Origin of the sequence: Paracoccus lutimaris (assembly GCF_003337565.1) — a bacterium.
Lineage (GTDB): Bacteria > Pseudomonadota > Alphaproteobacteria > Rhodobacterales > Rhodobacteraceae > Paracoccus > Paracoccus lutimaris.
In genome coordinates this window covers 132,741-156,596 of record NZ_QPJL01000009.1, presented here as the reverse complement: position 1 = coordinate 156,596, position 23,856 = coordinate 132,741, and the positions used below count along the sequence as shown (strand labels likewise).

Annotated in this window: 24 protein-coding genes and 1 tRNA gene; 7 read left to right on the top strand and 18 right to left on the bottom strand. The window is 64.9% G+C overall.

The genetic code is table 11. The annotated features are described in order from the left end of the window. Positions 1-253, top strand: a 253-nt coding sequence (locus DFP89_RS20520; protein ID WP_220269828.1) for a hypothetical protein, incomplete at its 5' end; no start/stop codon positions are given. A gap of 63 nt (positions 254-316) precedes the next feature. Here the strand turns inward: DFP89_RS20520 and msrQ are convergent. The 3 genes from msrQ to clpB form a co-directional block, all read right to left on the bottom strand. Further along, a complete protein-coding gene (gene msrQ / locus DFP89_RS10455) occupies positions 317-943 on the bottom strand; it encodes a protein-methionine-sulfoxide reductase heme-binding subunit MsrQ (protein WP_114349328.1) in 627 nt (208 codons plus the stop codon). After that, the gene (gene msrP, locus DFP89_RS10450) at positions 943-1,839 is read right to left on the bottom strand and encodes a protein-methionine-sulfoxide reductase catalytic subunit MsrP (RefSeq protein WP_114349327.1); all 897 of its coding nucleotides are present in this window, start codon (positions 1,837-1,839) and stop codon (positions 943-945) included. The genes msrQ and msrP overlap by 1 nt, the downstream gene beginning before the upstream one ends. A 145-nt stretch (positions 1,840-1,984) precedes the next feature. Further along, positions 1,985-4,612, bottom strand: a complete 2,628-nt coding sequence (gene clpB, locus DFP89_RS10445) for an ATP-dependent chaperone ClpB (protein ID WP_114349326.1) — start codon at positions 4,610-4,612, stop codon at positions 1,985-1,987. A 156-nt stretch (positions 4,613-4,768) separates the two neighbouring features. On the opposite strand from clpB, the gene pyrF reads away from it, so the two are divergent. Next, positions 4,769-5,461: an orotidine-5'-phosphate decarboxylase gene (gene pyrF / locus DFP89_RS10440; RefSeq protein ID WP_181870303.1), complete on the top strand. Its 693-nt coding sequence runs from the start codon at positions 4,769-4,771 to the stop codon at positions 5,459-5,461. A 6-nt stretch (positions 5,462-5,467) separates the two neighbouring features. Here the strand turns inward: pyrF and DFP89_RS10435 are convergent, their stop codons facing one another. From DFP89_RS10435 to DFP89_RS10420, 4 genes are read right to left on the bottom strand one after another with little or no spacing between them, the layout of a single operon-like run. Next, positions 5,468-5,947 (bottom strand): NUDIX hydrolase, encoded by a 480-nt coding sequence (locus DFP89_RS10435; protein ID WP_114349324.1) that lies wholly within the window; start codon positions 5,945-5,947, stop codon positions 5,468-5,470. After that, positions 5,869-6,132, bottom strand: a complete 264-nt coding sequence (locus DFP89_RS10430) for a hypothetical protein (protein WP_114349323.1) — start codon at positions 6,130-6,132, stop codon at positions 5,869-5,871. Before DFP89_RS10430 ends, DFP89_RS10435 begins: the two co-directional genes overlap by 79 nt. Continuing rightward, complete coding sequence (locus DFP89_RS10425) at positions 6,129-7,022, bottom strand: SPFH domain-containing protein (RefSeq protein WP_114349322.1); 894 nt, start codon at positions 7,020-7,022, stop codon at positions 6,129-6,131. The genes DFP89_RS10430 and DFP89_RS10425 overlap by 4 nt, the downstream gene beginning before the upstream one ends. Before the next feature lie 18 nt (positions 7,023-7,040). Next, positions 7,041-7,904 carry an N-formylglutamate amidohydrolase gene (locus DFP89_RS10420; protein ID WP_114349321.1) on the bottom strand — a complete coding sequence of 288 codons (864 nt, stop codon included), beginning with the start codon at positions 7,902-7,904 and terminating at the stop codon, positions 7,041-7,043. A gap of 175 nt (positions 7,905-8,079) precedes the next feature. Here DFP89_RS10420 and DFP89_RS10415 point away from each other — a divergent pair. Then, positions 8,080-8,154: transfer RNA gene (locus DFP89_RS10415), tRNA-Val, on the top strand. Positions 8,155-8,235: 81 nt separating this feature from the next. Beyond that, a complete protein-coding gene (gene ykgO / locus DFP89_RS10410) occupies positions 8,236-8,361 on the top strand; it encodes a type B 50S ribosomal protein L36 (RefSeq protein WP_017998967.1) in 126 nt (41 codons plus the stop codon). Positions 8,362-8,508: 147 nt separating this feature from the next. On the opposite strand, the gene DFP89_RS10405 is transcribed toward ykgO, so the two are convergent. From DFP89_RS10405 to DFP89_RS10370, 8 genes are all read right to left on the bottom strand, one after another. Next, positions 8,509-10,275 carry a peptidoglycan-binding protein gene (locus tag DFP89_RS10405; RefSeq protein WP_114349320.1) on the bottom strand — a complete coding sequence of 589 codons (1,767 nt, stop codon included), beginning with the start codon at positions 10,273-10,275 and terminating at the stop codon, positions 8,509-8,511. Positions 10,276-10,305: 30 nt separating this feature from the next. After that, positions 10,306-11,523, bottom strand: a complete 1,218-nt coding sequence (locus DFP89_RS10400; protein ID WP_114349319.1) for a phenylacetate--CoA ligase family protein — start codon at positions 11,521-11,523, stop codon at positions 10,306-10,308. Positions 11,524-11,560: 37 nt separating this feature from the next. Continuing rightward, positions 11,561-12,385 carry an ABC transporter ATP-binding protein gene (locus tag DFP89_RS10395; protein ID WP_114349318.1) on the bottom strand — a complete coding sequence of 275 codons (825 nt, stop codon included), beginning with the start codon at positions 12,383-12,385 and terminating at the stop codon, positions 11,561-11,563. A 56-nt stretch (positions 12,386-12,441) separates the two neighbouring features. Next, positions 12,442-13,722, bottom strand: a complete 1,281-nt coding sequence (locus DFP89_RS10390) for an ABC transporter substrate-binding protein (RefSeq protein WP_114349317.1) — start codon at positions 13,720-13,722, stop codon at positions 12,442-12,444. 44 nt (positions 13,723-13,766) lie between these two features. After that, positions 13,767-14,843, bottom strand: a complete 1,077-nt coding sequence (locus DFP89_RS10385; RefSeq protein WP_114349316.1) for a branched-chain amino acid ABC transporter permease — start codon at positions 14,841-14,843, stop codon at positions 13,767-13,769. Between the two features lie 182 nt (positions 14,844-15,025). After that, positions 15,026-16,006 carry a branched-chain amino acid ABC transporter permease gene (locus DFP89_RS10380; RefSeq protein WP_114349315.1) on the bottom strand — a complete coding sequence of 327 codons (981 nt, stop codon included), beginning with the start codon at positions 16,004-16,006 and terminating at the stop codon, positions 15,026-15,028. A 10-nt stretch (positions 16,007-16,016) separates the two neighbouring features. Next, positions 16,017-16,826 carry an ABC transporter ATP-binding protein gene (locus DFP89_RS10375; RefSeq protein ID WP_114349314.1) on the bottom strand — a complete coding sequence of 270 codons (810 nt, stop codon included), beginning with the start codon at positions 16,824-16,826 and terminating at the stop codon, positions 16,017-16,019. 2 nt (positions 16,827-16,828) lie between these two features. Beyond that, on the bottom strand, positions 16,829-18,805 hold the full coding sequence (locus tag DFP89_RS10370; protein WP_114349313.1) for an AMP-binding protein: 1,977 nt from the start codon (positions 18,803-18,805) through the stop codon (positions 16,829-16,831). Between the two features lie 120 nt (positions 18,806-18,925). Here DFP89_RS10370 and DFP89_RS10365 point away from each other — a divergent pair, with 120 nt between their 5' ends. Genes DFP89_RS10365 through aroQ form a run of 3 tightly spaced genes read left to right on the top strand, consistent with a single transcriptional unit; the run spans position 18,926 to position 21,958 of the window. Beyond that, positions 18,926-20,791: a PAS-domain containing protein gene (locus tag DFP89_RS10365; RefSeq protein WP_114349312.1), complete on the top strand. Its 1,866-nt coding sequence runs from the start codon at positions 18,926-18,928 to the stop codon at positions 20,789-20,791. Further along, positions 20,784-21,485: a response regulator transcription factor gene (locus DFP89_RS10360; protein WP_114349311.1), complete on the top strand. Its 702-nt coding sequence runs from the start codon at positions 20,784-20,786 to the stop codon at positions 21,483-21,485. The genes DFP89_RS10365 and DFP89_RS10360 overlap by 8 nt, the downstream gene beginning before the upstream one ends. Positions 21,486-21,523: 38 nt before the next feature. Beyond that, positions 21,524-21,958: a type II 3-dehydroquinate dehydratase gene (gene aroQ / locus DFP89_RS10355; RefSeq protein WP_114349310.1), complete on the top strand. Its 435-nt coding sequence runs from the start codon at positions 21,524-21,526 to the stop codon at positions 21,956-21,958. 600 nt (positions 21,959-22,558) lie between these two features. Here aroQ and DFP89_RS20515 read toward each other — a convergent pair. The 3 genes from DFP89_RS20515 to DFP89_RS10335 are packed head-to-tail and all read right to left on the bottom strand — an operon-like array spanning position 22,559 to position 23,800. Next, entirely contained in the window at positions 22,559-22,777 is a 219-nt protein-coding gene (locus tag DFP89_RS20515) for a hypothetical protein (RefSeq protein WP_147273302.1), read from the bottom strand. A 28-nt stretch (positions 22,778-22,805) separates the two neighbouring features. Next, entirely contained in the window at positions 22,806-23,408 is a 603-nt protein-coding gene (locus DFP89_RS10340) for an HAD family hydrolase (RefSeq protein WP_114349307.1), read from the bottom strand. Further along, positions 23,405-23,800 (bottom strand): RidA family protein, encoded by a 396-nt coding sequence (locus tag DFP89_RS10335; protein WP_114349338.1) that lies wholly within the window; start codon positions 23,798-23,800, stop codon positions 23,405-23,407. Before DFP89_RS10335 ends, DFP89_RS10340 begins: the two co-directional genes overlap by 4 nt. Positions 23,801-23,856: the final 56 nt, after the last annotated feature.

Here is a 23,856-nt window from a genome sequence, read left to right as displayed (position 1 = left end):
ACATATCTCTTCAGATATCTCGCAATGTCAAAAAGCAGGGGAAACAAAACAACCTGAACCGCGCCATTTCCTTCGTGGCGCCGTCAAGCCATCAAACTTCCCGATTTTTCCGGAGCTAACCACCGTTTCCAGCGCTTCGTTCCGTCCCGTTTCAGCGTTTCGCCGTTTCGGTGAGCAGGTATCTAGGCCCCGACGCCGGGACCCGCAAGAGCGAAAATTCATAAAAATGACGAAAACTTGCAACTCACTGTAAATACGTTATTTTTTCAGCATCGGATCTGCTGGTCGGGGCTGGCGGGCCGCTTGCGGCGGGGAATCAACCCCGCCCCGGCAGACCCGCAGCCGGGCGCCGAAATCCGGTTTTTCCCAGCAAACGCAGGGCCAGAAGCGTCAGAATCACTGACAGAATCATCAGCGGCCATGATTCCCAGACCTTCAGCGCCCAAAGCCAATGCACCGCCGCCAGAATCGCGGCCGGATAGATCAGCCGGTGCAGACGCCGCCAACCCGCCCCCATCCGCCGGATCGACCAGCGGTTCGAGGTCACGGCCAGCGCCAGCAGCATCAGAAAGGCGATCATGCCAAAGATCAGATAGGGGCGCTTGATGACGTCCTTGACGATCTGCGCCCATAGAAAGCCCATGTCGAAGGCGATCCATGCCGCGAGATGGCAGAGCAGATAGGTAAAGCAGATCAGCCCCAGCGCCTGCCGGAACCGCATCAGGTTCAGCCGCGTCAGCCGCAACAGCGGCGTGACCGTCAGGGTGGCAATCAGGAAATAGATCGCGGTCCGGCCCAGACGGTGTTCGATGTCGCGCACCGGATCGACGCCCAGATGGCCCTGCACCGTATCCCAGACCAGCAGCGCCAGCGGGATCATCCCCGCCAGCCAGACCGCCCAGACCGGCAGGCGGCGCAGTGCGCGGTTCAGCCCCTGCACCATCAGTAATGCTTCGCCAGATCCATGCCGGCATAAAGTCCGGCCACCTGATCGGCGTAGCCATTGAACATCAGCGTCTCTTGCCGTCCGGCCAGCAGGCCCGCGCCAACCCGCCGTTCGGTCGCCTGGCTCCAGCGGGGATGGTCCACCTGCGGGTTCACATTGGCATAGAAGCCGTATTCGTTGGGTTGCAGCATTTCCCAGCTGGTTTCGGGCTGCCTGTCGGTCAGGGTGATCGAGACGATCGACTTGATCGACTTGAAGCCATATTTCCACGGCACCACCAGCCGGATCGGCGCGCCGTTCTGGTTCGGCAGCACCCGCCCGTAAAGTCCGGTCGCCATGATGGTCAGCGGATGCATGGCCTCATCCAGCCGCAGCCCCTCGCGATAGGGCCAGTCGATGACGCGGGCGTGCTGGCCGGGCATCTGTTCGGGGTCCTCAAGCGTGCGGAAGGCCACGTATTTCGCGCCGGGCCGCACGCCCGCCTTGGCCAGAATGCTGGCCAGCGGCACGCCCAGCCAGGGAATCACCATCGACCAGGCTTCGACGCAGCGCAGGCGATAGATGCGTTCCTCAAGCGCGCTTTCGGGGGCCAGATCCTCGACGCCGTAGCTGCCGGGCCGCTCGACCAGACCGTCAATCGTCACCGACCAGGGCGAGGTCTTCAGGCTGCCCGAATAATTGGCCGGGTCGGTCTTGCCGGTCCCGAACTCATAGAAATTGTTGTAATTGGTGATTTCCTCGAAGCTATTGGGTGCCTCATCCGTCGAAAACCCCGAAGGCGCCCCGCTGAGCCCCAGTGCCGGCGTCGCCAGCGCGGCCATGCCGGCGGCGATAAAGCTCCGGCGGCTCAGATAATCCACCTCGGGCGTGACATCGGACCAGTTCAGCTTCATGTGCATTTCCCCCTTCGCATTCGGGAACTATGCCATGAACGGCGCTACAGACATATGAAATTACTTGTGATTCCAAACCGTGTAACGAAATCGGGGCGGGTGTTTTTCACCCGCCCCGATCAATTTCCCCCAGCTCTGACCGGGCTTAGTGCAGCGGCACACGCGGCCCCTTTTCGCCCGCATCGCCCAGATGCGCGCCCGAGACGCGGTTGCCGACGATCAGCCCGTCGGGACCGGCGCTGACATGAACGGTCTGGCCGTCCAGCACCTCGCCCGCCAGGATCATCTCGGCCAGCGGGTTCTGCAGGCTGCGCTGGATCACCCGTTTCAGCGGCCTTGCGCCAAAGACCGGATCATAGCCTTCGTCGGCCAGCCATTTCATCGCCGCCTCGTCCAGATCCAGCGAGATATTGCGCTGCGCCAGACGCTGTTCCAGCAGCCACAGCTGGATCTTGACGATGCCGTCCATGTTTTCCCGCGTCAGGCGGTGGAAGATGATGATCTCATCCAGACGGTTCAGGAACTCGGGGCGGAAATGCGCCCGCACCGCGTCCATGACCTGCGTCCGCGCCTGAGAGCTGTCCGCGCCATCCGGCAGCGCCGACAATGCCTGCGCCCCAAGGTTCGAGGTCAGGATGATCAGCGTCTGCTTGAAATCCACCGTCCGGCCCTGCCCGTCCGTCAACTGCCCGTCATCCAGCACCTGCAGCAGCACGTTGAAGACATCGGGATGCGCCTTTTCGACCTCGTCGAACAGGATCACCTGATAGGGGCGCCGACGCACGGCCTCGGTCAGGACGCCGCCCTCGTCATAGCCGACATAGCCCGGAGGCGCGCCGATCAGGCGGCTGACCGAGTGCTTTTCCATGAACTCGGACATGTCGATGCGGGTCATCGCGCTGTCGTCGTCGAACATGTATTCGGCGATGGCCTTGGTCAGTTCGGTCTTGCCGACGCCGGTCGGGCCAAGGAACAGGAAGCTGCCCAAAGGCCGCTTTTCGTCGTTCAGCCCGGCCCGCGCACGGCGCACCGCGTTCGAGATCGCGGTCACCGCCTCGGACTGGCCGATGACGCGCTTGCCAAGGACCTCTTCCATCTTCAGCAGCTTTTCGCGCTCGCCCTCCAGCATCTTGCTGGTGGGGATGCCGGTCCAGCGCTCGACCACCTCGGCGATCTGCTCGGGGCGGACGGCCTCTTCGACCATGGGGCCGTCATCATTGCCCTCGGATTCCGAAAGCTTTTTCTCAAGCCCCGGAATGATGCCATAGGACAGCTCACCCGCGCGGGCGAGGTTGCCTTCGCGCTTGGCCTGATCCAGCTCGGCGCGGGCGCGGTCAAGCTGCTCTTTCAGATGGCGCGAGCCTTCCAGCTTGTCGCGTTCGGCCTGCCAGCGGGCGGTCATGGTCGCCGACTTCTCTTGCAGCTCGGAAAGCTGCTTTTCCAGCTTTTCCAGACGGTCCTTGCTGGCGGCGTCGTCCTCTTTCTTCAGGGCCTCGGCCTCGATCTGCATTTGCAGGATCTGGCGATCCAGCGCGTCCAGCTCTTCGGGCTTGCTGTCCACCTCCATGCGCAGACGGCTTGCGGCCTCATCGACCAGGTCGATGGCCTTGTCGGGCAGGAAGCGGTCGGTGATGTAGCGGTTCGACAGGGTCGCGGCAGCCACTAGCGCGGCGTCGCTGATGCGGACACCGTGATGCAGTTCGTATTTTTCCTTGATGCCGCGCAGAATGCTGATCGTGTCCTGAACCGTCGGTTCCTCGACCATGACCGGCTGGAAGCGCCGGGCAAGTGCGGCATCCTTTTCGATATACTTGCGGTATTCGTCCAGCGTGGTCGCGCCGACGCAATGCAATTCACCCCGGGCAAGCGCAGGCTTGATCAGGTTCGCGGCATCCATGGCGCCATCGGTCTTGCCGGCGCCAACCAGCACATGCATCTCGTCGATGAACAGGATGACCTCACCGGCGGCATCCTCGATTTCCTTCAGGATCGCCTTCAGACGTTCCTCGAATTCGCCGCGATATTTCGCCCCGGCGATCAAGGCGCCCATGTCCAGCGCCCAAAGCTGCTTGTTGCGCAGGGATTCCGGCACGTCGCCATCAATGATGCGCAGGGCCAGCCCCTCGGCAATGGCGGTCTTGCCGACGCCGGGCTCACCGATCAGGACGGGGTTGTTCTTGGTGCGGCGCGACAGAACCTGCATGGCGCGGCGGATTTCCTCATCCCGGCCGATGATCGGGTCGATCTTGCCGGCAGCCGCTGCCTCGGTCAGGTTGCGGGCGTATTTCTGCAGCGCTTCATAGCTGTCCTCGGCGCTGGCACTGTCCGCCGTGCGGCCCTTGCGAATGTCGTTGATGGCCGCATTCAACGCCTGCGCGGTCACACCGCCGGCGGTCAGCGCATCGCGCGCATTGGTATTGGCGACCGCCAGGGCGGTCAGCAGCCGTTCCGCGGGCACAAAGCTGTCGCCGGCCTTCTTGGCCAGCTTTTCGGCCTCGTCCAGCACGCGGACCATGCTGGGGTCGATATAGACCTGCCCCTGCCCGCCAGACACCTTGGGCTGCTTGGCCACGGCCTGATCGACGGCCTGCCGCACGGCGGCGGGATCGCCCCCGGCGCGGCTGATCAGGTTGCTGGCAAAGCCCTGTTCGTCATCCATCAGCGCCTTCAGCAGATGCTCGGGCATCACGCGCTGGTTTTCCTCGCGGATCGCGATGGTCTGTGCCGCCTGCACGAAGCCACGCGACCGTTCCGTGAATTTTTCCATATTCATATGAAATTCCTTTCCTCAGCCCCCGCAATGGACCGCCCGTATCGGCACGGCCCGGTTCGGGTCCGGCGTATCAGATGGGCAGGAAGAAACGGGGTTTCAAGACGCCCGGTTCCTGCATATAAGCGCGCCGTTTGTCGCAGGTCCAGAGGTGGAAAAATGAACGACCGTCTGATCGTGGCGCTGGATGTGCCGAACGCACTGGCCGGGCTGGAACTGGCCGAAAAGATCGGCGACGCCGCCAGCTTTTACAAGATCGGCCTTGGCATGCTGACCGGCGGCGGCCTTGCGCTGGCCAATGAGCTGAAGCAGGAACACGGCAAGCGCATCTTTCTGGACATGAAGTTCTTTGACATCGGCGCCACGGTCGAGGCGGCGGTCAAGGGCATCGCCCAGTATGATCTGGATTTCCTGACCGTGCATGGCGACCCCCATGTCGTGCGCGCCGCCAAACAGGGCGCGGCGGGTTCGGGGCTGAAAATCCTTGCTGTGACCATCCTGACCTCGCTGGACCGGGCCGATCTGGATGCCGGGCTGATCGTGCCGGGCGACGTGACCGAGATCGTCACCACCCGCGCCGCCCGCGCGCTTGAGGCCGGGGCCGATGGCGTCATCGCCAGCCCGCGCGAGGCGCGCCTGATCCGCGCCCTGCCCGAGGCCGAGGGCCGGCTGATCGTCACCCCCGGCGTGCGCCCGGCAGGCAGCGATGCGGGCGACCAGAAACGGATCGAGACCCCCGCCACCGCCATCGCCAATGGCGCCGACCATATCGTCGTCGGCCGCCCGATCTGGAAGGCCGCCGACCCCCGCGCCGCCGCGCTGGCGATTCAGGCGGAACTGGCCGGGGCCTAAAGGGCGCTAGGCCGTCAGCACCTGCCGCACCCGGTCGCGGAAATGCGGCACGGCACGCGGATGGGCGATGAATTCGCCCACCGGCATCATCCGCCATTCCTGCCCCTCATCGCCGAAACGGATGGCGGCGATTTCCGCCGCCGTGATCCGGCCCGCGAATAACCAGGATGCCCGCGCCGGATCGTGCCAGCCCGGAAAGACGTGGCCGGTCAGGCGCCCGGGGGCAAGGGACAGGCCAAATTCCTCGGCCAGCTCGCGCAGCGCACAATCCTCCGGCGTTTCGCCGGGTTCGGCGCCGCCGCCGGGCAGGTCCCAATGGGCGGGAAACGGGATCCAGTCGTAATCGTCGCGCAGACAGGTCAGCAGCCGGCCCCGATGGGTCAGGACCAGCTTGGCGCCGATAAAGCCTAGTTGTCGTTGATGTCGCGGTCCCAGATCGTCACCTCGCCGCGATTGGCGCCAAAGATGCGGCGCAGGACCAGCCATGCCAGCCCGGTCAGGATCGCGGTGACAACCAGCGCCATCGGCAGGCCCCCGGTCCACAGACCCAAGAGCAGCGCCAACCCCATCAGCAGGACCGCGATGGCCGCGCCCAGGAAGAACCAGCCGGGCAGCGCCAGTTCCAGCGCCGCCAGAACCAGCGCGGCGATGATCCATATCCAGCCGCTCATCCCGCCTTCAAGCCCCGAAACAGCTTGAAGGCATCGCCAAAGGCCTCGATGGCCGAGGCGGGCAGCACGATGGTCTGCTTGCCCTGCCCCTTGCCGACCTCGGTCAGGACCTCGACCTGACGCATGGCGACCTGATATTGCGCCGCCTCGATGCCGCCGTCGCGGATGGCCACGGCGATGGCATTGGTGGCATAGGCCTCGGCATCGGCCAGCACGCGCTTGGCCTTGGCCTGCTGTTCGGCGGCGTAAAGATCGCCGTCAGCGGCCAGCTCGACCGCGCGCTTGCGGCCCTCGGCCTCGGTGACCTGGGCGCGGCGGGCGCGTTCGGCGTTCAGCTGTTGCAGCATGGCGGCGCGGGTGGCCTCGTCCAGATTGACGTCAAGGATTTCCGCCCGTGTCACCTCGATCCCCCAGTCATCGACGACATTGGCCAACGATTCGCGGATGCGTTCGATCAGATGGGCGCGGTTCGACTGGACCTGATCCAGCTCCATCGTGCCGATTTCCGAACGCACGATGCCCGCGACGGTGGTGGCGATCGCCGCATCCACGTCGCGGATGCGGTAAACGGTCTTTTCCGGCTCGATGATGCGATAGAATACGCTGGTTTCGACCTGCACCAGCACGTTGTCGGCCGTGATCGCATCCTGCCGCGAGGTCGGCAGCTGCCGTTCCAGCACCGAGATCTTATGCGCCACCCGGTCGAGGAAGGGCACGATGAAGTTGATCCCCGGCCCCAGCACGGCGCGCAGCCGGCCAAAGCGTTCGACCACGTATTTTTCCGATTGCGGCACGATGCGGACGGCGCTGCGAACGGCAAGAAAGATCACCACCGCCAGAACGATCAGCGCGATGTTCTGGCCCAGCAGCTCGGAAATTTCAGGGGGCATTCAAATTCCTTTCGTCACTCATTCCGCAGCAATCGCCCGCTCGCCCAGATCGGGGCGCAGCCGGGCCAGCCGGGCGATAACGCCCGCGAACCGGCCGGCGAATTGCTCGAAATCCGGGCGCTCGCGGATCCGCCGTTCGTCCATGTAAAGCGAGCGGTCCAGTTCCAGCTGCACGACATGCACATTTTCGCGCGGCCGGCCATAGGCTGCGGCGATATAGGCGCCGGAGAAGGGCGAGTTGCGGCGCAGGCGGAATCCCTCGGCCATGACGGCATCCGCCACCCCCGCCGTGATCCGGGGCGAGGCCGAGGTGCCGTTGCGATCCCCAAGGACCAGATCCGGGCGCGGGCGCGGCAGATGCGCGAGCGCGTCACGCGGCATGGAATGCATGTCGATCAGGATGGCGCCGCCAAAGCGTGCCACCGCCTCGTCGATCAGGCCGGCCAGCGCGCGATGATAGGGCTGCCAGAAGCAGGCGATGCGCCGCTCGGCCTCGGTCTGCGACATAGGGCCGTCATAGATCGCCCGCCCCTGCGAGACGACGCGGGGAATCACCCCCAGCCCGGCCATGATTCGCGGGCTGAGCGCCACGGGCGGGGCGCAGCTGACCACCAGCGGGTCGATTTCCTCGGGGCCGCGATTGAGGTCGATCACGCAGCGCGGCACCCGCGCCGTCAGAAGCGCCGCGCCATGATCGGGCGCCGAGGCGATCAGCCGGTCCATGAAAGCGTCTTCGGATGAGCGCAAAAGCAGCGGATCCAGCCGCGATTCGGCCAGAAACCACGCCGGATAGTGCCGGCCGGAATGCGGGGACGCAAAAATCACCCCGCCCTTCCATTCGGGGGGCCGGATCAGATCGAAGGTCTGCTCTTCCAGCGTCATTGCGCGCTCCGCTGCGGCGGGGGGGCCCGCGACATGGCAAATAGGGCTTACTGATTTATAAACCATCGCGGCCCGGAACCAAGTCGAATGAGGCTTGAAACCCCCGGAAGACGTGGATATAGACACGCCGACCACGGGGATCGGGCGGTATTTGCCGGTCGAATCACCAGGCAGTGGGCGGTTAGCTCAGCGGTAGAGCACTACGTTGACATCGTAGTGGCCACTGGTTCGATCCCAGTACCGCCCACCATGATTCGCGCCCCCGGGGCTAAACCGGGGGCATTTAGTTTTCAAGGCGCGACTTGCGATGCGCCGCGATAGGAGAAGACCGATGAAGGTTCGCAATTCGCTCCGCTCGCTCAAGAGCCGCCACCGCGATTGCCAGATCGTGCGCCGTAAAGGCCGCATCTATGTCATCAACAAGACCAACCCGCGCTTCAAGGCCCGTCAGGGCTGAGAGACCGGCAAGTCAGATGACCCGAAGGCGCCCGCAATGCGGGCGTTTTTCATTTTCAGGGCTGCGAAGTTTCGGGATCAGGACACCGGGGGCTGACTGCCCCCGGGCCCCCGTGGATATTTGCGCATGAAAGAATGCGCCGGTGCGTCAGCGCAGGAGCACGTCGGCCAGAAGGCTTGAGACGGTTTCCTGGGTGACAAAGCCGGTGACGCGCAGGTTGCGCGCGCCCTGATAGCGGCGCAGCGCCGCGCGGGTCTGGTCGCTGAATTCGCCATCGACCGCGCCGGGGCGCATGCCGGCGATGCGCAGGCGTTCCTCGACCAGGCGGCGGGTCGTGGTGTCGAGGCGCAGATTGGCCTCTTCGCGGCGGGCGGCCTCGGTCGTGGCGCGCATGGTTTGCAGATGGTCGCGCGCATCGCCCGCATATTGGCCACGCGGATAGCGTTCCAGATAGGTCTCATAGGCGGCGGCCGAACCTTGCTGGCGCGCCCATCGCCAGGTCGCCTGATCGCCCTGCGGCAGGTCGGGCGTCACGCTGCCCGTCACCTCGTCCAGCATCCGGCGCGCGGTCTTGGCCTGCAATCCGTTGGGATAGCGGCGCAGATAGGCGCGCAGACCCCTGGCATCGCCGCGCGCGCCGGTTTCCTGCCAATAGGCGCGGTCGCGGCTGCCATTGTCGCCATCGAGATGGGCAACCTGCTGGCCGATGATGCGCCGCTGCGCCGGGGTCAGAAAGCCGGTCACCGGCTGCTTGTTGGCCCTTTGCCATGCCGCGATGGCCGCGCGCGTGCGCTGGCCAAAGACCCCGTCCGCCGCCCCCGCACCATATCCAAGCCGCGACAATTCGCGCTGAAGCATGGCGCGTTCGGTGCTGTTGAGCGCCATGTCGCGTTCGACCTCGGATCCGGGGGGGGCTGGCGGCAGTTGCGGACGGATCTGCGGCGGCGCGGGTGAGATCCGCCCATCCTCGAGCCGCGCCCTTGCCGCCGCCGCATATTGCCCCGAGGGGAAGCGTCCCAGATAGCCCATATAGGCCGGGACCGTATCCGCAGCCGCCGCAGCCGCCCAGGCCTCGCGGTCGGAATCGCTGGTATCGGGCGAGGCTTTCAGCCGGGCCAGACGTTCGCGCGCGGCGGCGGAATAGATGCCGCGCGGATGGCGTTCAAGATAGCGGTCATAGGCGCTGACGCTGTCCGCAGCCGCAGCCGCGGCCCAGGCATCGCGGTCGTCGCGCAGCGGATCGTCGGTCGCGGGCGTCGTGTTCCGCGGCACCGCCACCAGATCGCCCGGGCTGCCAGCGACCAGCCGCAGTGCCGGATCGACCGCGACCGCCCGCGTCACCGACATGCCCCGCATCAGCTCGGCCGCGCCACGGGCAATCGCCTCGGGCGTGCCGGTAATGACAGCGACGCCTTGCGGCGGCACCAGCCGGCCGACGCCGCTGTCCAGCCCCGCCTGCGCCGGCATCTGCTGGCCATCCGTCCCGAGCATCAGCACCGCGCCCGGTTGCCCGTCCGAGATCAGCCGCATCACCAGCGACAGCGGCACGCCCTGAAGCCCGGCGCTGAGCAGCCCAGTCTCTTGCGCCTCGGTGCCCAGAAACCATGTCTCGCCGGAATCGTGCAGGAAACGGCCGTTCAGCACCACGATCCGCGCCCCCGGCTGCGGGTCGGCATTGGTCAGCGTGCCCAGATAGGTGCGAAGGCCCGCCGCATCCAGATCGGTGCCGTCGCCGGTGCGAAAGCCCGCCGCGCCCAGCCCCTCGGCCAGCGGGCGCATATCGGCCCCGGCCAGATCCGGCGCGTGGCGATAGTCGGAATTGCCGATCACCACCGCGCGTTTCTCGGCCACCGCAGGCAAGGCGGCAGTCAGGGCCGCGATCAGGCTGGCGGTCAGGGCAAGGGCAAGGCGCATCGGAAAGTCCCACGGCAAGGGCCGCCGGGATCAGTCGTAGCGGCGCCGGTCCTCGATCACCTTGCCATCATTGGGCAGCGAACCCGGCGCCACCAGTTCCACCCGGCCGCGAAGTTTCAGTGCGTCAAACACCGTTCCCTCGTATCTTGCCGCATCTTGGGCGTCGGTTTCCAGTTGAACCGTCATCACATCCATGTCGCCGGCCCGGTCGGCGACGACACGAGCGCGTGAGATCTCGGGGTGACGGGCGATCAGGGCCGCGACCTGTTCGGGCCGGACGAACATGCCCTTGATCTTGGTGGTCTGGTCGGCGCGGCCCATCCAGCCCTTGATGCGCAGGTTGGTGCGCCCGCAGGGGCTGGTGCCGGGCAGCACCGCCGACAGATCGCCGGTGGCAAAGCGGACCAGGGGATAGTCGCCGTTCAGCGTGGTGACGACGACCTCGCCCACCTCGCCCTCTGGGACCGGAGTGCCGGTGCCGGGGCGGACGATTTCGACGATCACGCCTTCGTCCACGATCATCCCCTGCATCGCCGGGGATTCGTAGGCGATCAGCCCCAGATCGGCGGTGGCATAGCATTGCGTGGTGGCGATGCCGCGATCGGCATAGGCCTGACGCAGCGCCGGAAACAGCGCCCCGCCCGAGACCGTGGCGCGCGTCAGCGCCAGCCGCTCGCCCATCTCATCGGCCTTGTCGAGGATCAGCTTGAGGTAATCGGGCGTGCCCGCATAGACGGTGGTGCCGATATCGGCGGCGGCGCGGACCTGCAATTCGGTCTGGCCGGTGCCGGCGGGCAGCACGGCGGCATCGACGGCGCGGGCGGCGGATTCGAACATCATCCCCGCCGGCGTCAGGTGATAGCCAAAGCAGTTCTGCACGATATCGCCCGAGCCGACCCCGGCCGCGAACAGGAACCGTCCCAGCCGCCACCAGTCCGCCCCGCGCATGCCCGGTTCATAGATCGGGCCGGGGCTCTGGAAGACATGCTCGAATTCATGCGGGCGGCGGGTGGCGAAACCGCCAAAGGGCGGCGCCTTTTTCTGTGCCTCTGACAGCTCGGACTTGCGGATCACCGGCAGGCCCGCCAGCGCCTCGCGCGTGGTGATCGCCTCGGGGTCGATGGCTTGCAGGATCCACGCCAAGGCTGGCGCGGTCTTGGCCCGCGCGATCGCCCCGGGCAGATCGCGCCTCAGGTCGTCGGCGCGTTCATCGGCGCTGCGGGTTTCCAGATCGTCGTAAAATGCCATGGGATTCCTCTTAACCACCCGCTGTCCCGCCACCCGATCACGCCAGCCACCGCTTGCGGCGGCGATAGCTGCGCACGTCGCGAAAGCTTTTGCGGCCCTGATCGGACATGCCCAGATAGAATTCCTTGACGTCGGGGTTCTCGCGCAGCGCCTCGGCGGGGCCGTCCATCACCACCCGGCCGCTTTCCAGAATGTAGCCGTAATGGGCATAGCGCAGCGCGATATTGGTGTTCTGCTCGGCCAGAAGGAAGGTCACCCCCTCGCCCTCATTGACCGCTTTCACGATCTCGAAGATCTGCTCGACCAGCTGCGGGGCAAGCCCCATCGAGGGCTCGTCCAGCAGGATCGTCTCGGGACGCGACATCAGCGCGCGGCCCATGGCGCACATCTGCTGTTCCCCGCCCGAGGTATAGCCAGCCTGTGACCTGCGCCGCTCTTTCAGGCGCGGAAAGTAGTTATAGACCATCTCGAGGTCCTGCCGGATCGCGGCGGCGCCGTCCTTGCGGGTATAGGCGCCGGTCAGCAGGTTTTCCTCGATGGTCAGGTGCTCAAAGCAATGGCGGCCCTCCATCACCTGAATGACGCCTTTGCGGACCAGCGTGGCCGGGTCCATGTTCTGGATCGGCTCGCCGCGATAGCTGATCGCACCCTTGGTCACCTCGCCGCGTTCGGAGTGCAAGAGGTTCGAAATCGCCTTCAGCGTCGTGGTCTTGCCCGCGCCATTGCCGCCCAAAAGCGCGGTGATGCCGCCCTTGGGCACCGACAGGCTGACGCCCTTCAGGACCAGAATGACGTGATTGTAGATCACCTCGATATTGTTGACCTCAAGCAAGGTCTCGCGGTCGGGCATGGCGTCGAACATGGGCGGTCCCCCTGGATAAAGGCCCCGGCGGGTATGGCGCCGCCGGGGCAGTCGCGTCAGCAGCGCGGCGTGATGCCGGCTTCCTTCGCAAAGGCCTCGCTGTCTTCGGTGATCAGCGGGGTCAGGATTTCCTGGTCCGGCTCGGTAAAGTCGGTGATCAGGTTCCATTTGCCGGCGGCGGCGTCCCATTGCTGGACGCGGGACATGCCGCTGCCGCCGTGGTTGTCGCAGGTCATCTTGATCTCGGGGCCAAAGTCCGGCAGGCCCAGCTCGGCCAGACGCGCAGGCGTGATGTCCAGCGCCTCGAACCCGTCGCGCAGCTGCGCGGCGGTGATCGCCGAGGTGCCCGAAAGTTCCTGCGCCTTCTTGATGGCTTCGGCGATGACGACCGCCGCATACATGCCGCGCGAATACAACACCGAGCCGACATGCGGCCCGCCCTGCGAGGCCTTGCCCGGCTCGATGACGAATTTCTTCATGTCGTCATAGATCGGATAGTCCATGCCGACGCCGTGGAAGGTCAGCGCCTTGTAGCCATTGGCGGCCTCGCCCACGGGTTTCACGTCCACCTCGGAGCCGGACCACCAGATGCCGATGAAGTTTTCCATCGGGAAGCGGATATTGGCTGCTTCCTGAATGGCGGTCTGGTTCATCACGCCCCAGCCCCACATGATGACATAGTCGGGCTTGTCGCGGCGGATCTGCAGCCACTGGCTTTTCTGCTCCTGCCCCGGCGGGTCGATGGGCAGTTCGGTCAGGGTAAAGCCGTGCTTCTTGGACAGTTCCTGCAGGGTGCGGATCGGCTCCTTGCCATAGGCGCTGTTGTGATAGACCAGCGCGATCTTCTTGCCGTTCAGGTCGCCGCCATTCTGGTCCAGCAGGTATTTCACCGCGACCGAGGCGCCGTCCCAATAGTTCGCCGGCGCGTTGAAGACCCATTCGAACACCTTGCCGTTCTTGGCCGAGGTGCGCCCATAGCCCGGCGTGTAAAGCGGGATCTTGTCGGCCGAGACCTTGGGGATCAGCTGATAGGTGATGCCGGTGGACAAGGGGTTATAGACCAGCGCGCCCGAACCCTTGGTCGATTCGTAGCATTCGACGCCTTTTTCGGTGTTATAGGCGGTCTCGCATTCCGGGGTCTGGACCTTTTCCCCGCCGATGCCGCCATCGCGTTCATTGAGCAGGGTGAAATAGTCGTTGAACCCGTCGGCATATTGCGTGCCGTTCGCGCCGTAAGGGCCGGTGCGATAGGACAGGTTCGGCACGACCAGATCGGCCATGGCCGGACCCGCCGCCATCAGCGCGCCGAATGCGACAGTTGCAAGTTTCAGTTTCATCCTGGTTCTCCTCCCCAAGGGTGATGTGCCGGTTAGCCGGTCTTTCAATGCGGGAACGGCCAGAGCCGCAGTTTCTCTTTCGTCAGCGCCCACAGCCGGGCGAGGCCATGCGGCTCGACGATCAGGAAAAAGATGATCAGCGCGCCCACGATCATCAGCTCGATATGGGCGGCCAGATCGGTGGGCCAGCCAAGCTGCACGACCAGCAGGTTTTTCAGCAGGACCGGCAGCAGGACCAGAAATGCCGCGCCGGCGAAGCTGCCGAAGATGCTGCCCAGCCCGCCGATGATGATCATGAACAGGACCAGGAAGCTCTTGTTGATGCCGAATGCCTCGCTGGCCTCGGCCGCGCCCAGATAGACCGAGAAAAGCAGCGCCCCCGCGATGCCGACGAAAAAGCTGGATACGGCAAAGGCCGAGAGCTTCGCGGTCAGAGGGTTCACGCCGATGATCTCGGCGGCGATGTCCATATCGCGGATGGCCATCCACTTGCGCCCGACCATGCCGCGCGTCAGGTTGCGCGCGATCCAGGCCAAAACGACGGCGAATGTCAGGCAGATCAGGTATTTGGCCGAAGCGGTCGTTGCAGGCCCCGTCACCGCCCAGCCCAGGATCGTGCGCTCGGGCGCGGTGATCTGGCCGGATGCCGAATAGTTGTAAAACCACGGCACCTTGTTGAAAAGCCAGACCAGAAAGAACTGCGCGGCCAGCGTGGCCACGGCCAGATAAAAACCCTTGATCCGCAGGCTGGGCAGGCCGAACAGCACGCCCACGATGGCGGTGATGGCGCCGGCCAGAACGATATGGATGACGATCGGCACGCCCGGAAAGGCGGTCATCAGCTTGTAGACCGCATAGGCCCCCACCGCCATGAAGCCGCCAGTCCCCAGACTAACCTGCCCTGCATAGCCAGTCAGGATGTTCAGCCCGATGGCCGCGATGGCATAGATCAGGAAAGGGACCAGAACCGCATTGGCCCAATAGCTGTCGATGACGAAGGGCACGACCAGAAAGGCCACGGCAAGGACGGCGTAATAGCCCCAGCGATCCAGACGGATCGGGAATGTCTGGCCATCGTCGCGATAGCTTGTCTTGAAGTCGCCCGCCTCACGATAGAACATCGTTCCCTCCGCCGATCACGCTAGCCGTGGGGGCTTCGCGCCCCCGTTGCCGATATGTTTCTCGAACCGGTGGCGAACCAATCGGCAACCCCGCGGGATATTTCCCCATGAAAGATGGAAAGCAGCGCCCCTCATCTTCCATGTCCAAATATCCCCGCCGGAGGCATAGAATCTTTTCATTCTCAGACCCGCTCGATGATGCGCTCGCCAAACAGGCCCTGCGGCCTGAAGACGAGGAAGATCAGCGCCAGCACATAGGCGAACCAGTTTTCGGTCGCGCCGCCGACCATGGGGCCGACGAAGTATTCGAACAGCTTCTCGCCCATGCCGATGATCAGCCCGCCGACGATGGCGCCGGGAATCGAGGTGAAGCCACCCAGCATCAGGACCGGCAGTGCCTTCAGCGCGATCAGCGACAGGCTGAACTGCACCCCCGATTTCGTGCCCCACATGATGCCCGCGACCAGCGCCACGAAACCGGCGATGGACCAGACCATGATCCAGATGAATTGCAGGCTGATGCCCACCGACAGCGCCGCCTGATGGTCGTCCGCGACCGCGCGCATGGCCCGGCCCTGCTTGGTATATTGCGAAAACCCGACCAATGCCGCGACCAGCACCGCCGCGATCACCGCCGCCCAGATGTCCAGCCGGTCGATGAAGAAGCCGTATCCCAGCCAGTTGTTGGTCACCGTCTCGACGGTTTCGGAAATGCCCTGCGGCAGGCCCACATCCAGCACCTTCACATCGGCGCCCCACATCACGTCGCCCAGCCCTTCGAGGAACCAGGCCAGACCGATGGTCGCCATGAACAGGATGATCGGCTCTTGCCCGACCAGATGTTTCAGCACCAGCTTTTCGATGGCGATGGCAAGGCCCACCATGACCAGCGCAGTCAGAAGGATCGCCAGCAGCCCCGGCACCGTCCAGCCGAAATTCTCGACATGCACGCCAAAGGCCGCGTTGATCATATGGGCAAAGGGGACCCGCCCCTCCATGATGCCCACCAGCGTCATGGCGGCGAACAGCGCCATCACCCCCTGAGCATAGTTGAAGACGCCCGAGGCCTTGTAGATCAGCACGAAACCCAGCGCGACCAGCGAATACATCACCCCGGCCATCAGGCCGTTGACGAGCACCTCGCTTGCGTAAAGAAACTCCATCGCCCGCCCCCTATTCGTGCGCCACGCCCAGATAGGCGCTGATGACTTCGGGATTGTTGCGCACCTCGTCGGGGGTGCCGTCGCCGATCTTGCGGCCGTAATCCATCACCACCACCCGGTCCGACAGATCCATGACCACGCCCATGTCATGTTCGATCAGGGCAATCGTCGTGCCGAATTCGTCATTCACATCAAGGATAAAGCGGCACATGTCCTCTTTTTCCTCGACATTCATGCCGGCCATCGGCTCATCGAGCAGCAGGATGCGCGGTTCGGCCGCAAGGGCGCGGGCCAGTTCCACGCGCTTTTTCAACCCGTAAGGCAGGCGCCCGACCGGAGTCTTGCGGATGTTCTGGATTTCCAGAAAGTCGATGATCTTTTCGACCTGTTCGCGATTGGCGGTTTCCTCGCGCTCGGCCTTGCCCCACCACAGCGCCTGGCTGAACAGCGAGGCCTTCATCATGTTCATCCGCCCGGTCATGATATTGTCCAGAACCGACATGCCGTCGAACAGCGCGATGTTCTGGAAGGTGCGCGCCAGCCCCAGCCGTGCCACCTCATAGGGTTTCATCGGGCCGCGGCGATGGCCCTTGAACCAGATCTCGCCCTCTTGCGGGACATAAAAGCCCGAGATCACGTTCAGCATCGAGGATTTGCCTGCGCCGTTCGGGCCGATGATCGCCCGGATCTCGCCCTCGCGGATGTCGAAGCTGATGTTCTTGATCGCCTCGACGCCGCCAAAGCGCAGGGTGATGTTCTTCAGATCCAGAAGCACGGGGCCGATCTGGCGGCCGTCGGGGGTGGTGTAGCCGTCCTGCATGCTCATTCCGCCGCCACCCTGTGCATTGCTTGCGTCGGGATCACCCGCGCATCCTCAAGCCGCAGGGTCGCCCGGATCTCGCCCTTGCGGCCATCTTCATAGGTGACCTCGGTGCGGGTGCTGACGCTGTCGCGGCCATCGTAAAGCGCGGCGATCAGGTCGGCGTATTTCTCGGCGATGATGTTGCGGCGGACCTTGCGGGTGCGGGTCATCTCGCCATCATCGGGGTCCAGTTCCTTGTGCAGGACCAGAAAGCGGCTGATCTGGCAGCCCGACAGCATCGGGTCGGCGGCGACGGATTCGTTCACCGCCTCGACATGCTCGCGGATCGTCTCATAGACCTGCGGATGGCCGGCCAGTTCCTGATAGCTGGCATAGGCGATGTTGTTGCGCTCGGCCCAGTTGCCGACCGCGGTCAGGTCGATATTGATGAAGGCGGTGCAGAAATCCCGCCCGGCGCCAAAGACCACCGCCTCAAGGATATTGGGATAGAATTTCAGCTTGTTCTCGACATATTTGGGCGCGAACATCCGGCCATCGGCCATCTTGCCGACATCCTTGGCGCGGTCGATGATGCGCAGATGCCCGGTCGCTTCCTCGAAGAAACCGGCATCGCCCGTCGCCACCCAGCCCTGCGCGTCCTTGGTCGAGGCGGTGCTGTCGGGATTGCGGAAATATTCGACGAAGGTGCCGGGGCTGCGGTAAAAGACCTCGCCATTCTCGGCGATGCGGACCTCGACCCCCGGAGAGGGCACGCCGACCGTATCCGAGCGCACCTGACCGTCCGGCTGCTGGGTGATAAAGACCGAAGCCTCGGTCTGGCCGTAAAGCTGTTTCAGGTTGATGCCCAGACTGCGATAGAAATCAAAGATTTCCGGGCCGATGGCCTCGCCCGCCGTATAGCCGACGCGGATGCGCGAATAGCCTAGGGTGTTTTTCAGCGGGCCATAGATCAGCAGATCGCCCACCGCATAGCGCATGCGGTTCAGCAGCCCGACCGGCTTGCCCTCAAGGATCTGCGGGCCGATGCGGCGGGCCAGATCCATGTAATGGCGAAACAGCCAGCGCTTGATGGCGCCGGCATCCTCCATGCGGATCATGACATTGGTCAGCTGGCCTTCAAAGACGCGGGGCGGGGCAAAGAAATAGGTGGGACCGATCTCGCGCAGGTCGGTCATCATGGTCTGCGCGCCCTCGGGGCAGTTCACGGTAAAGCCGGCCCAATAGGCCTGCCCGACCGAAAAGATGAAATCGCCGACCCAGGCCATGGGCAGATAGGCCAGCACTTCCTCGCGCTGCTGCAGCTTGTCGAAACCGGCGGTGTTGCGGGCGGTCTCGATGATGTTGCGGTTCGACAGCACCACGCCCTTGGGCTTGCCGGTGGTGCCGCTGGTATAAAGCATCACGCAGGTATCGTCGTAGCCCAGACCGGCGGTCAGGGCGTCCAGTTCCGCGCCAAGACGCGGTTCGGCGGCGCGGCCCTCGGCCTGAACATGGGCAAGGGCGTTCATGCGGGTATGGTCGTATTTCCGCATCCCGCGCTTGTCGGTATAGATGATGTGTTCGACGCCGGGGGCGCGCTCGCCCACCTCAAGCACCTTGTCCACCTGTTCCTGATCGCCGCAGACGACGAAACGCGCGCCGCAGTTTTCCAGCACATAGGCCATCTCGTCGGCCACGGCGTCCTGATACAGCGGCACCGGAACCGCGCCGCACATCTGGGCGGCGACCATGGACCAGTAATGCGCCGGGCGGTTGCGGCCAATGATGGCGATATGATCGCCCGGCCGCAGCCCCAGCACCAGAAACCCCAGCGCCAGATCGCGGATCTGCCGCGCGGCGTCGAACCAGGTCCAGCTTTGCCAGATGCCGAATTCCTTTTCGCGGTAAGCGGGCATATTGCCGAAGCGATCGGCATTGCGCGCCAGAAGCGCCGGAATCGACTGCAATCCGGCCTCGGCCGCCTGCGGGTTCTGCATGTCACCTCCCCTGGCCGGCGGGCTCCTCTTTCCCTCGGCAAGCGCAGATTAGCGCGGCAATCCTTGCGCCAGTTTTTCCCGAATCCTACGAATTGTTACAACCGCGAGGCAATGTTAATCATGGCCATGGCTGACGACCGGCACACCGCATTGACCCGCTCCGGGCTGAACCTGATTCAGCAGGCAATCTCGATTTTCGATGCGGATCTGCGGCTGGCGGTGGTCAATCGGCCCTATCAGGCGATGTTCGACCTGCCGGACGAACTGACCCGTCCCGGCGCCACATTCGAGGACACGATCCGCTATCTGGTCCGGCGCGGCGAATACGGGCCGCAAGCCTATCCCGAGGCCGCCGTGCGCGAGCGCGTCGAACAGGCCCGCACCTTCCAGCCCCATTACATGGAACGAAAACGCCCCGATGGCCGCTGGATCTCGGTCGAGGGGGCGCCGCTGTCGCAGGGCGGCTGGGTCGCGGTCTATACCGACATCACCCAGATCAAGCGTCAGGAACAGCTGCTGCGCGCCCGCTCCGAAGAGCTTTCCGAACTGGCGCTGGACCATGCCGAACGGCTGGCCGCCGCCAACCGCGCGCTGGCCTCGACCAATGCCGCGCTGGAGGAAGCCAAGCGCATCCTGACCGAATCCGAGGCCCGCACCCGGCAAGTCACCGCCATGGTCCCCGCCCATATCGCCCATATGGACCGCGACTATCGCTATACGTTCTCCAACAACCAGCTTTTCGCGGTCTTTCCGGGCGTCGCCGCCGATATCGTCGGCCAGACCGCCGAATGCGTGCTGGGGCGGGATACCTTTGACCGCATCCGCCCGCATATGGACCGCGCCTTTGCCGGCCAGCCGCAGGTGTTTGAAATCACCCACCCGCCTTCGGGCCGGCGCATCCGCATCGCGCTGACCCCCGATCAGGCCGGGCGGGGCGCCTATATCCTGTCCACCGATGTCACCGCCGAGGTACAGGCGCGCGAGGCCCTGACCCATGCCGCAAAGCGCGCCGTGGCGGCGCAGGTCACCTCCGGCATGGCGCATGATTTCGGCAATCTGCTGACCATCATCCTTGGCCTGCAGGGGCGGCTGGCGCGCGCCGGCCTTGCGCCGGAACAGGCCGAGGATGTGCAGGCGACGCTGGCCGCCGCCCGGCGCGGGGTCACGCTGCTGGACGGGATCGCCGCGCTGACCGGCCGGCGCGAATATCACCCGCAGCCGGTCGATCTGGGCGCGGCTCTGGACGAGCTGGCGGCCATGACCCAGCCGACGCTGGGCATGAACATCCGGCTGGCCACCCGCGCCGAGGGACTGCCGGGCCGGATCATGCTGGACCCCGGCGCCTTGCAGGACGCGCTGTTGAACCTGGTCCTGAACGCCCGCGACGCCATGCAGGGCGCGGGCCGCATCACCGTCGAGGCCCGCCCCGCCGGGCGCTGGCTCGAAATCGCGGTCAGCGATACCGGCCCCGGCTTTTCGCCCGAGGCCCTGACCCGCGCGACCGAGCCGTTTTATTCCACCAAGGGCAGTCAGGGCACCGGGCTGGGCCTGCCCATGGTCTATGACCAGATCAAGCTGGCCGGCGGCACCCTGCGGCTGTCGAATACCGGGCATGGCGCGCAGGTCACCATCCGCCTGCCGCTGCGCGCCGCGCGCCCGCATCTGGTGCTTCTGGCCGAGGATGACGACGCCATCCGCACTCATATCCGCGAGATGCTGACCGCACAGGGCCATTCGGTGATCGAGGCGGCATCCGTGGCCGAGGCGCGCGGCCTGACCGATCTGCCCGGCCTGACGCTGATCCTGTCGGACCTGCAGCTGGGCGACGGCTCGGGTACGGAACTGCTGGGGCTGGGCCTGCCGGGCATCCTGATGACGGCATTGCCTCCCGGCGATGCGCGCAGGTCGGGGCTTGACTGTCCGGTCCTGACCAAGCCCTTTGACGACATCGAACTGGCTGCGGCCATGGCAAGGACCGATGACTGACGCGCCCCTGATCGCCATTCTGGATGACGAGCCGGAAATCCGCCGGCTGCTCTCCGCCGCGCTGGAGGAGGCCGGCTTTCGCACCACCGCATTCGCCCGCGCCACCGAATTCGAGGCGGCGCTGCGCCGCATCCAGCCCGATGCCTGCCTGATCGATCTGGGCCTGCCCGACCGCGACGGGCTGGCGCTGGTTCACCGGCTGGCGCGCGAATCCGGCGCGGCGATCATCATCATCTCGGGGCGGGCGCAGGTGCAGGACCGGGTCACGGGCCTCGAGCTGGGCGCCGACGACTATATCACCAAGCCCTTTGAGCCGGCCGAGGTCGTGGCCCGCATCCGCGCCCGGCTGCGCAAACCCCAGCGCGACAGCGATACCGGCCGCCAGCGCGTGCGTTTCGCCGGCTGGTCGGCAGATTTCGACCGCTATTCGCTGACCTCGCCCGAGGGGGTGGAAACCCCGATCAGCCATGCCGAGGCCGAGGTCCTGCGGATGTTTCTGGACAATCCCCGCCGCCTGATCTCGCGCACGCAGATGCTTGAGACGCTGGGCGGCACGGCCGGCGAAAGCTTTGACCGGGCAATGGATGTGCGCATCTCGCGCCTGCGGACCAAGCTTGGCGAGGACCCCAAGAACCCGCGCCTGATCAAGACCATCTACGGCGCCGGCTATATCTTTCTGGCCGAACTGGACTAGCCCGCGCTAGGCTGCGCGCAACATCTGCGGAGAATACGATGCCCACGGTCTATATCCTGAACGGCCCCAACCTGAACCTGCTGGGCCAGCGCCAGCCGGAAATCTATGGCAGCACCACCCTTGCCGATGTCGAGGCCGATTGCCGCGCGCTGGCGCAGGAGCTGGGCGTTGAAATCGTCTTCTTCCAGTCGAACCACGAGGGCGCGATCATCGACATGATTCACGAGGCGCGGCAGAACGCGCAGGCGATCATCATCAACCCGGCCGCCTTGACCCATACCTCGGTCGCGGTTCTGGATGCGCTGAACACCTTTGACGGGCCGGTGATCGAGGTGCATATCTCGAATGTCCACAAGCGTGAAAGCTTTCGCCACCATTCCTATGTCAGCCTGCGCGCCGATGCGGTCATGGCCGGGTTCGGCACCCATGGCTATCAGCTGGCGCTGCGCCACGCGGCGAAGCTGGTGGCATAATGCGCATGCCGCCGGCCCTGCTGGGCGCGGCGGCATGGCTTGGCGGATCGCAGAGCCCCGGGCCGGATCTGCCGGGAGGGGGGACTGAGGAGCCATCGGGCCCCGGGCGCCCTGATCCGCGAAGGGGATGAAATATCGTTCCCCGCTCACCCCGGCGACGGCGGATGAAGCATGCCTCGTCGGTTGCTGAAATAGCTGTTCAAATTGCTTTGTGCCCCCGGCAGGGACGGGCGGAGCAGATCGACATTCACGACGCGGCCCCGGACAGGACGTGCCCAGAAGGCCGCATCCAGCGCGGCAAGACGATCGCGCCCGATGCTGATCGGCTCGGGGATACCAAGGGGGTCATGGCTGACTGCCGCGGCCCCTTGCCCGTCCCTGAAGGTCGGCTTGTGGAAACTCGTTACCATCGTCGCACCTCATGAACCAAAGACCCGACGCGCTGGCTGAAGAACTGGCCCTGCGGCTGTGCCTTTCGCCGCGTCGTGAATTGATTCTGCCACAAGGGGCGTGATCGCGCTGTGACTGGGACGTGAATCCGGGCGCGTGAAGGTAAAATATCTGCGCCCGCTGGTGATTTTGGCCGGTTTTACCGCAAGCCTACCAGTCTTTCGGCCAATCGTGATGCAGATCGGCGACCAGTTCACCGGTCCCGGAATATATCTCAAGACGATGTCTCAGCCCGGCATTGGCAAGGTTTTTTGACACGCGGCGCGAGAATGCGACCAGATATCCGTCCGACCTGAAGATCTCGGCCAGTGCGGATTTCGTAGGCCAGTTCGCAAGCTCACCTGTCAGCACTGAATCGTCGTCGATCAAATGCGTGAAGCCCAAATCATTGCAGCCATCAAAATACCCCGCGCGCCGCCAGTTCCCGGCCCAGCGCCTCGGCGCCGGTGAAATGGATCGCATCCATGCCGACCGCGCGGGCGCCTTCGACATTAGCCATGCTGTCGTCGATGAAGATGCAATCCCTGGCCTCCAGCCCGTTGCGGTCCATCAGCAGCCGATAGATCGCCGCTGCCGGCTTCAACTGCTTGACCTGCCCCGAAACGACGATGTCGTTGAAGATCGCCTCAAGCCGGGGATAAAGCGCCAGCGCATGCGGCCATGTCTCGGCCGACCAGTTGGTGATCGCATAAAGCGGCACGCCCCGCGCCAGCAGCGCCTCGGCGATTTCCCAGCTGCCGGGCACGGGCGTCTGGATGGTCAGAGGATAGGCGTCCAGATAGCCCTCAAGGTGGCGGGCCTCGTCGCCATGGGCGGCGCGGGCGACGGCCACGCCGTCATCAAAGCTGCGCCCACCATCCTGAAAACGGTTCCAGCTGTCGAAATCGACGCGCTCAAGCCAGGCCTCGGCGGCCTCGCGGGTGGTGAAGATATCGGCGAAAGCGAAGGCCGGATCCCATTCGATCAGCACCGCGCCAAGGTCGAAAATCACGTTCTTCATCGGGGCCTTTCCATTGCCGTCAATTCCACCTCGACCAGAAATTCCGGCCGGGTAAAGCCCGAAACGATCACCAGGGTCGAGGCGGGCAGCACCTCGATCCCGGTCAGGAATTCATCCCGCGCCGCCATATAGTCGGGAAAATGCGCCCTGTCGGTGACAAAGGCATTGATGCGCAGAACGTCGCCGGGACCCAGACCGGCCTCGGCCAGAATGGCGGCGCAATTGGCAAAACACTGCCGCGCCTGATCCAGCGCGCCCGTGGGCACCACCCCGTCCGGGCGCAACCCCAACTGCCCCGAGGTCAGGACCAGCCGTCCGCCGCCTCGGGTCGTGACGCCATGCGAATAGCGGCCAAAGGGCGCCGCGATGGTTTTGGGGTTCAGGGCCTGCATGGCCGCGATCCTGATCCAGCACTCCGATACGGTCAAGATGGGCAGATCATGCTGAA

Excerpts from the sequence above, each read along its gene's own strand:
- DFP89_RS10420 (WP_114349321.1), bottom strand. The coding sequence starts at position 7,904 with ATGACGCTGGAAGAGCAGACCTTCGATCTGATCCGGCCCCCCGAATGG.
- DFP89_RS10340 (WP_114349307.1), bottom strand. The coding sequence starts at position 23,408 with ATGAAGAACGTGATTTTCGACCTTGGCGCGGTGCTGATCGAATGGGAT.
- msrP (WP_114349327.1), bottom strand. The coding sequence starts at position 1,839 with ATGAAGCTGAACTGGTCCGATGTCACGCCCGAGGTGGATTATCTGAGC.
- DFP89_RS10400 (WP_114349319.1), bottom strand. The coding sequence starts at position 11,523 with ATGGCATTTTACGACGATCTGGAAACCCGCAGCGCCGATGAACGCGCC.
- DFP89_RS10405 (WP_114349320.1), bottom strand. The coding sequence starts at position 10,275 with ATGCGCCTTGCCCTTGCCCTGACCGCCAGCCTGATCGCGGCCCTGACT.
- clpB (WP_114349326.1), bottom strand. The coding sequence starts at position 4,612 with ATGAATATGGAAAAATTCACGGAACGGTCGCGTGGCTTCGTGCAGGCG.
- DFP89_RS10360 (WP_114349311.1), top strand. The coding sequence starts at position 20,784 with ATGACTGACGCGCCCCTGATCGCCATTCTGGATGACGAGCCGGAAATC.
- DFP89_RS10375 (WP_114349314.1), bottom strand. The coding sequence starts at position 16,826 with ATGCAGGACGGCTACACCACCCCCGACGGCCGCCAGATCGGCCCCGTG.
- aroQ (WP_114349310.1), top strand. The coding sequence starts at position 21,524 with ATGCCCACGGTCTATATCCTGAACGGCCCCAACCTGAACCTGCTGGGC.
- DFP89_RS10370 (WP_114349313.1), bottom strand. The coding sequence starts at position 18,805 with ATGCAGAACCCGCAGGCGGCCGAGGCCGGATTGCAGTCGATTCCGGCG.
- DFP89_RS10365 (WP_114349312.1), top strand. The coding sequence starts at position 18,926 with ATGGCCATGGCTGACGACCGGCACACCGCATTGACCCGCTCCGGGCTG.
- DFP89_RS10385 (WP_114349316.1), bottom strand. The coding sequence starts at position 14,843 with ATGTTCTATCGTGAGGCGGGCGACTTCAAGACAAGCTATCGCGACGAT.
- ykgO (WP_017998967.1), top strand. The coding sequence starts at position 8,236 with ATGAAGGTTCGCAATTCGCTCCGCTCGCTCAAGAGCCGCCACCGCGAT.
- DFP89_RS10395 (WP_114349318.1), bottom strand. The coding sequence starts at position 12,385 with ATGTTCGACGCCATGCCCGACCGCGAGACCTTGCTTGAGGTCAACAAT.
- DFP89_RS10335 (WP_114349338.1), bottom strand. The coding sequence starts at position 23,800 with ATGCAGGCCCTGAACCCCAAAACCATCGCGGCGCCCTTTGGCCGCTAT.
- DFP89_RS10390 (WP_114349317.1), bottom strand. The coding sequence starts at position 13,722 with ATGAAACTGAAACTTGCAACTGTCGCATTCGGCGCGCTGATGGCGGCG.
- DFP89_RS10425 (WP_114349322.1), bottom strand. The coding sequence starts at position 7,022 with ATGCCCCCTGAAATTTCCGAGCTGCTGGGCCAGAACATCGCGCTGATC.
- DFP89_RS10380 (WP_114349315.1), bottom strand. The coding sequence starts at position 16,006 with ATGGAGTTTCTTTACGCAAGCGAGGTGCTCGTCAACGGCCTGATGGCC.
- DFP89_RS10430 (WP_114349323.1), bottom strand. The coding sequence starts at position 6,132 with ATGAGCGGCTGGATATGGATCATCGCCGCGCTGGTTCTGGCGGCGCTG.
- pyrF (WP_181870303.1), top strand. The coding sequence starts at position 4,769 with ATGAACGACCGTCTGATCGTGGCGCTGGATGTGCCGAACGCACTGGCC.
- DFP89_RS10435 (WP_114349324.1), bottom strand. The coding sequence starts at position 5,947 with ATGGCTGGTCCTGCGCCGCATCTTTGGCGCCAATCGCGGCGAGGTGAC.
- msrQ (WP_114349328.1), bottom strand. The coding sequence starts at position 943 with ATGGTGCAGGGGCTGAACCGCGCACTGCGCCGCCTGCCGGTCTGGGCG.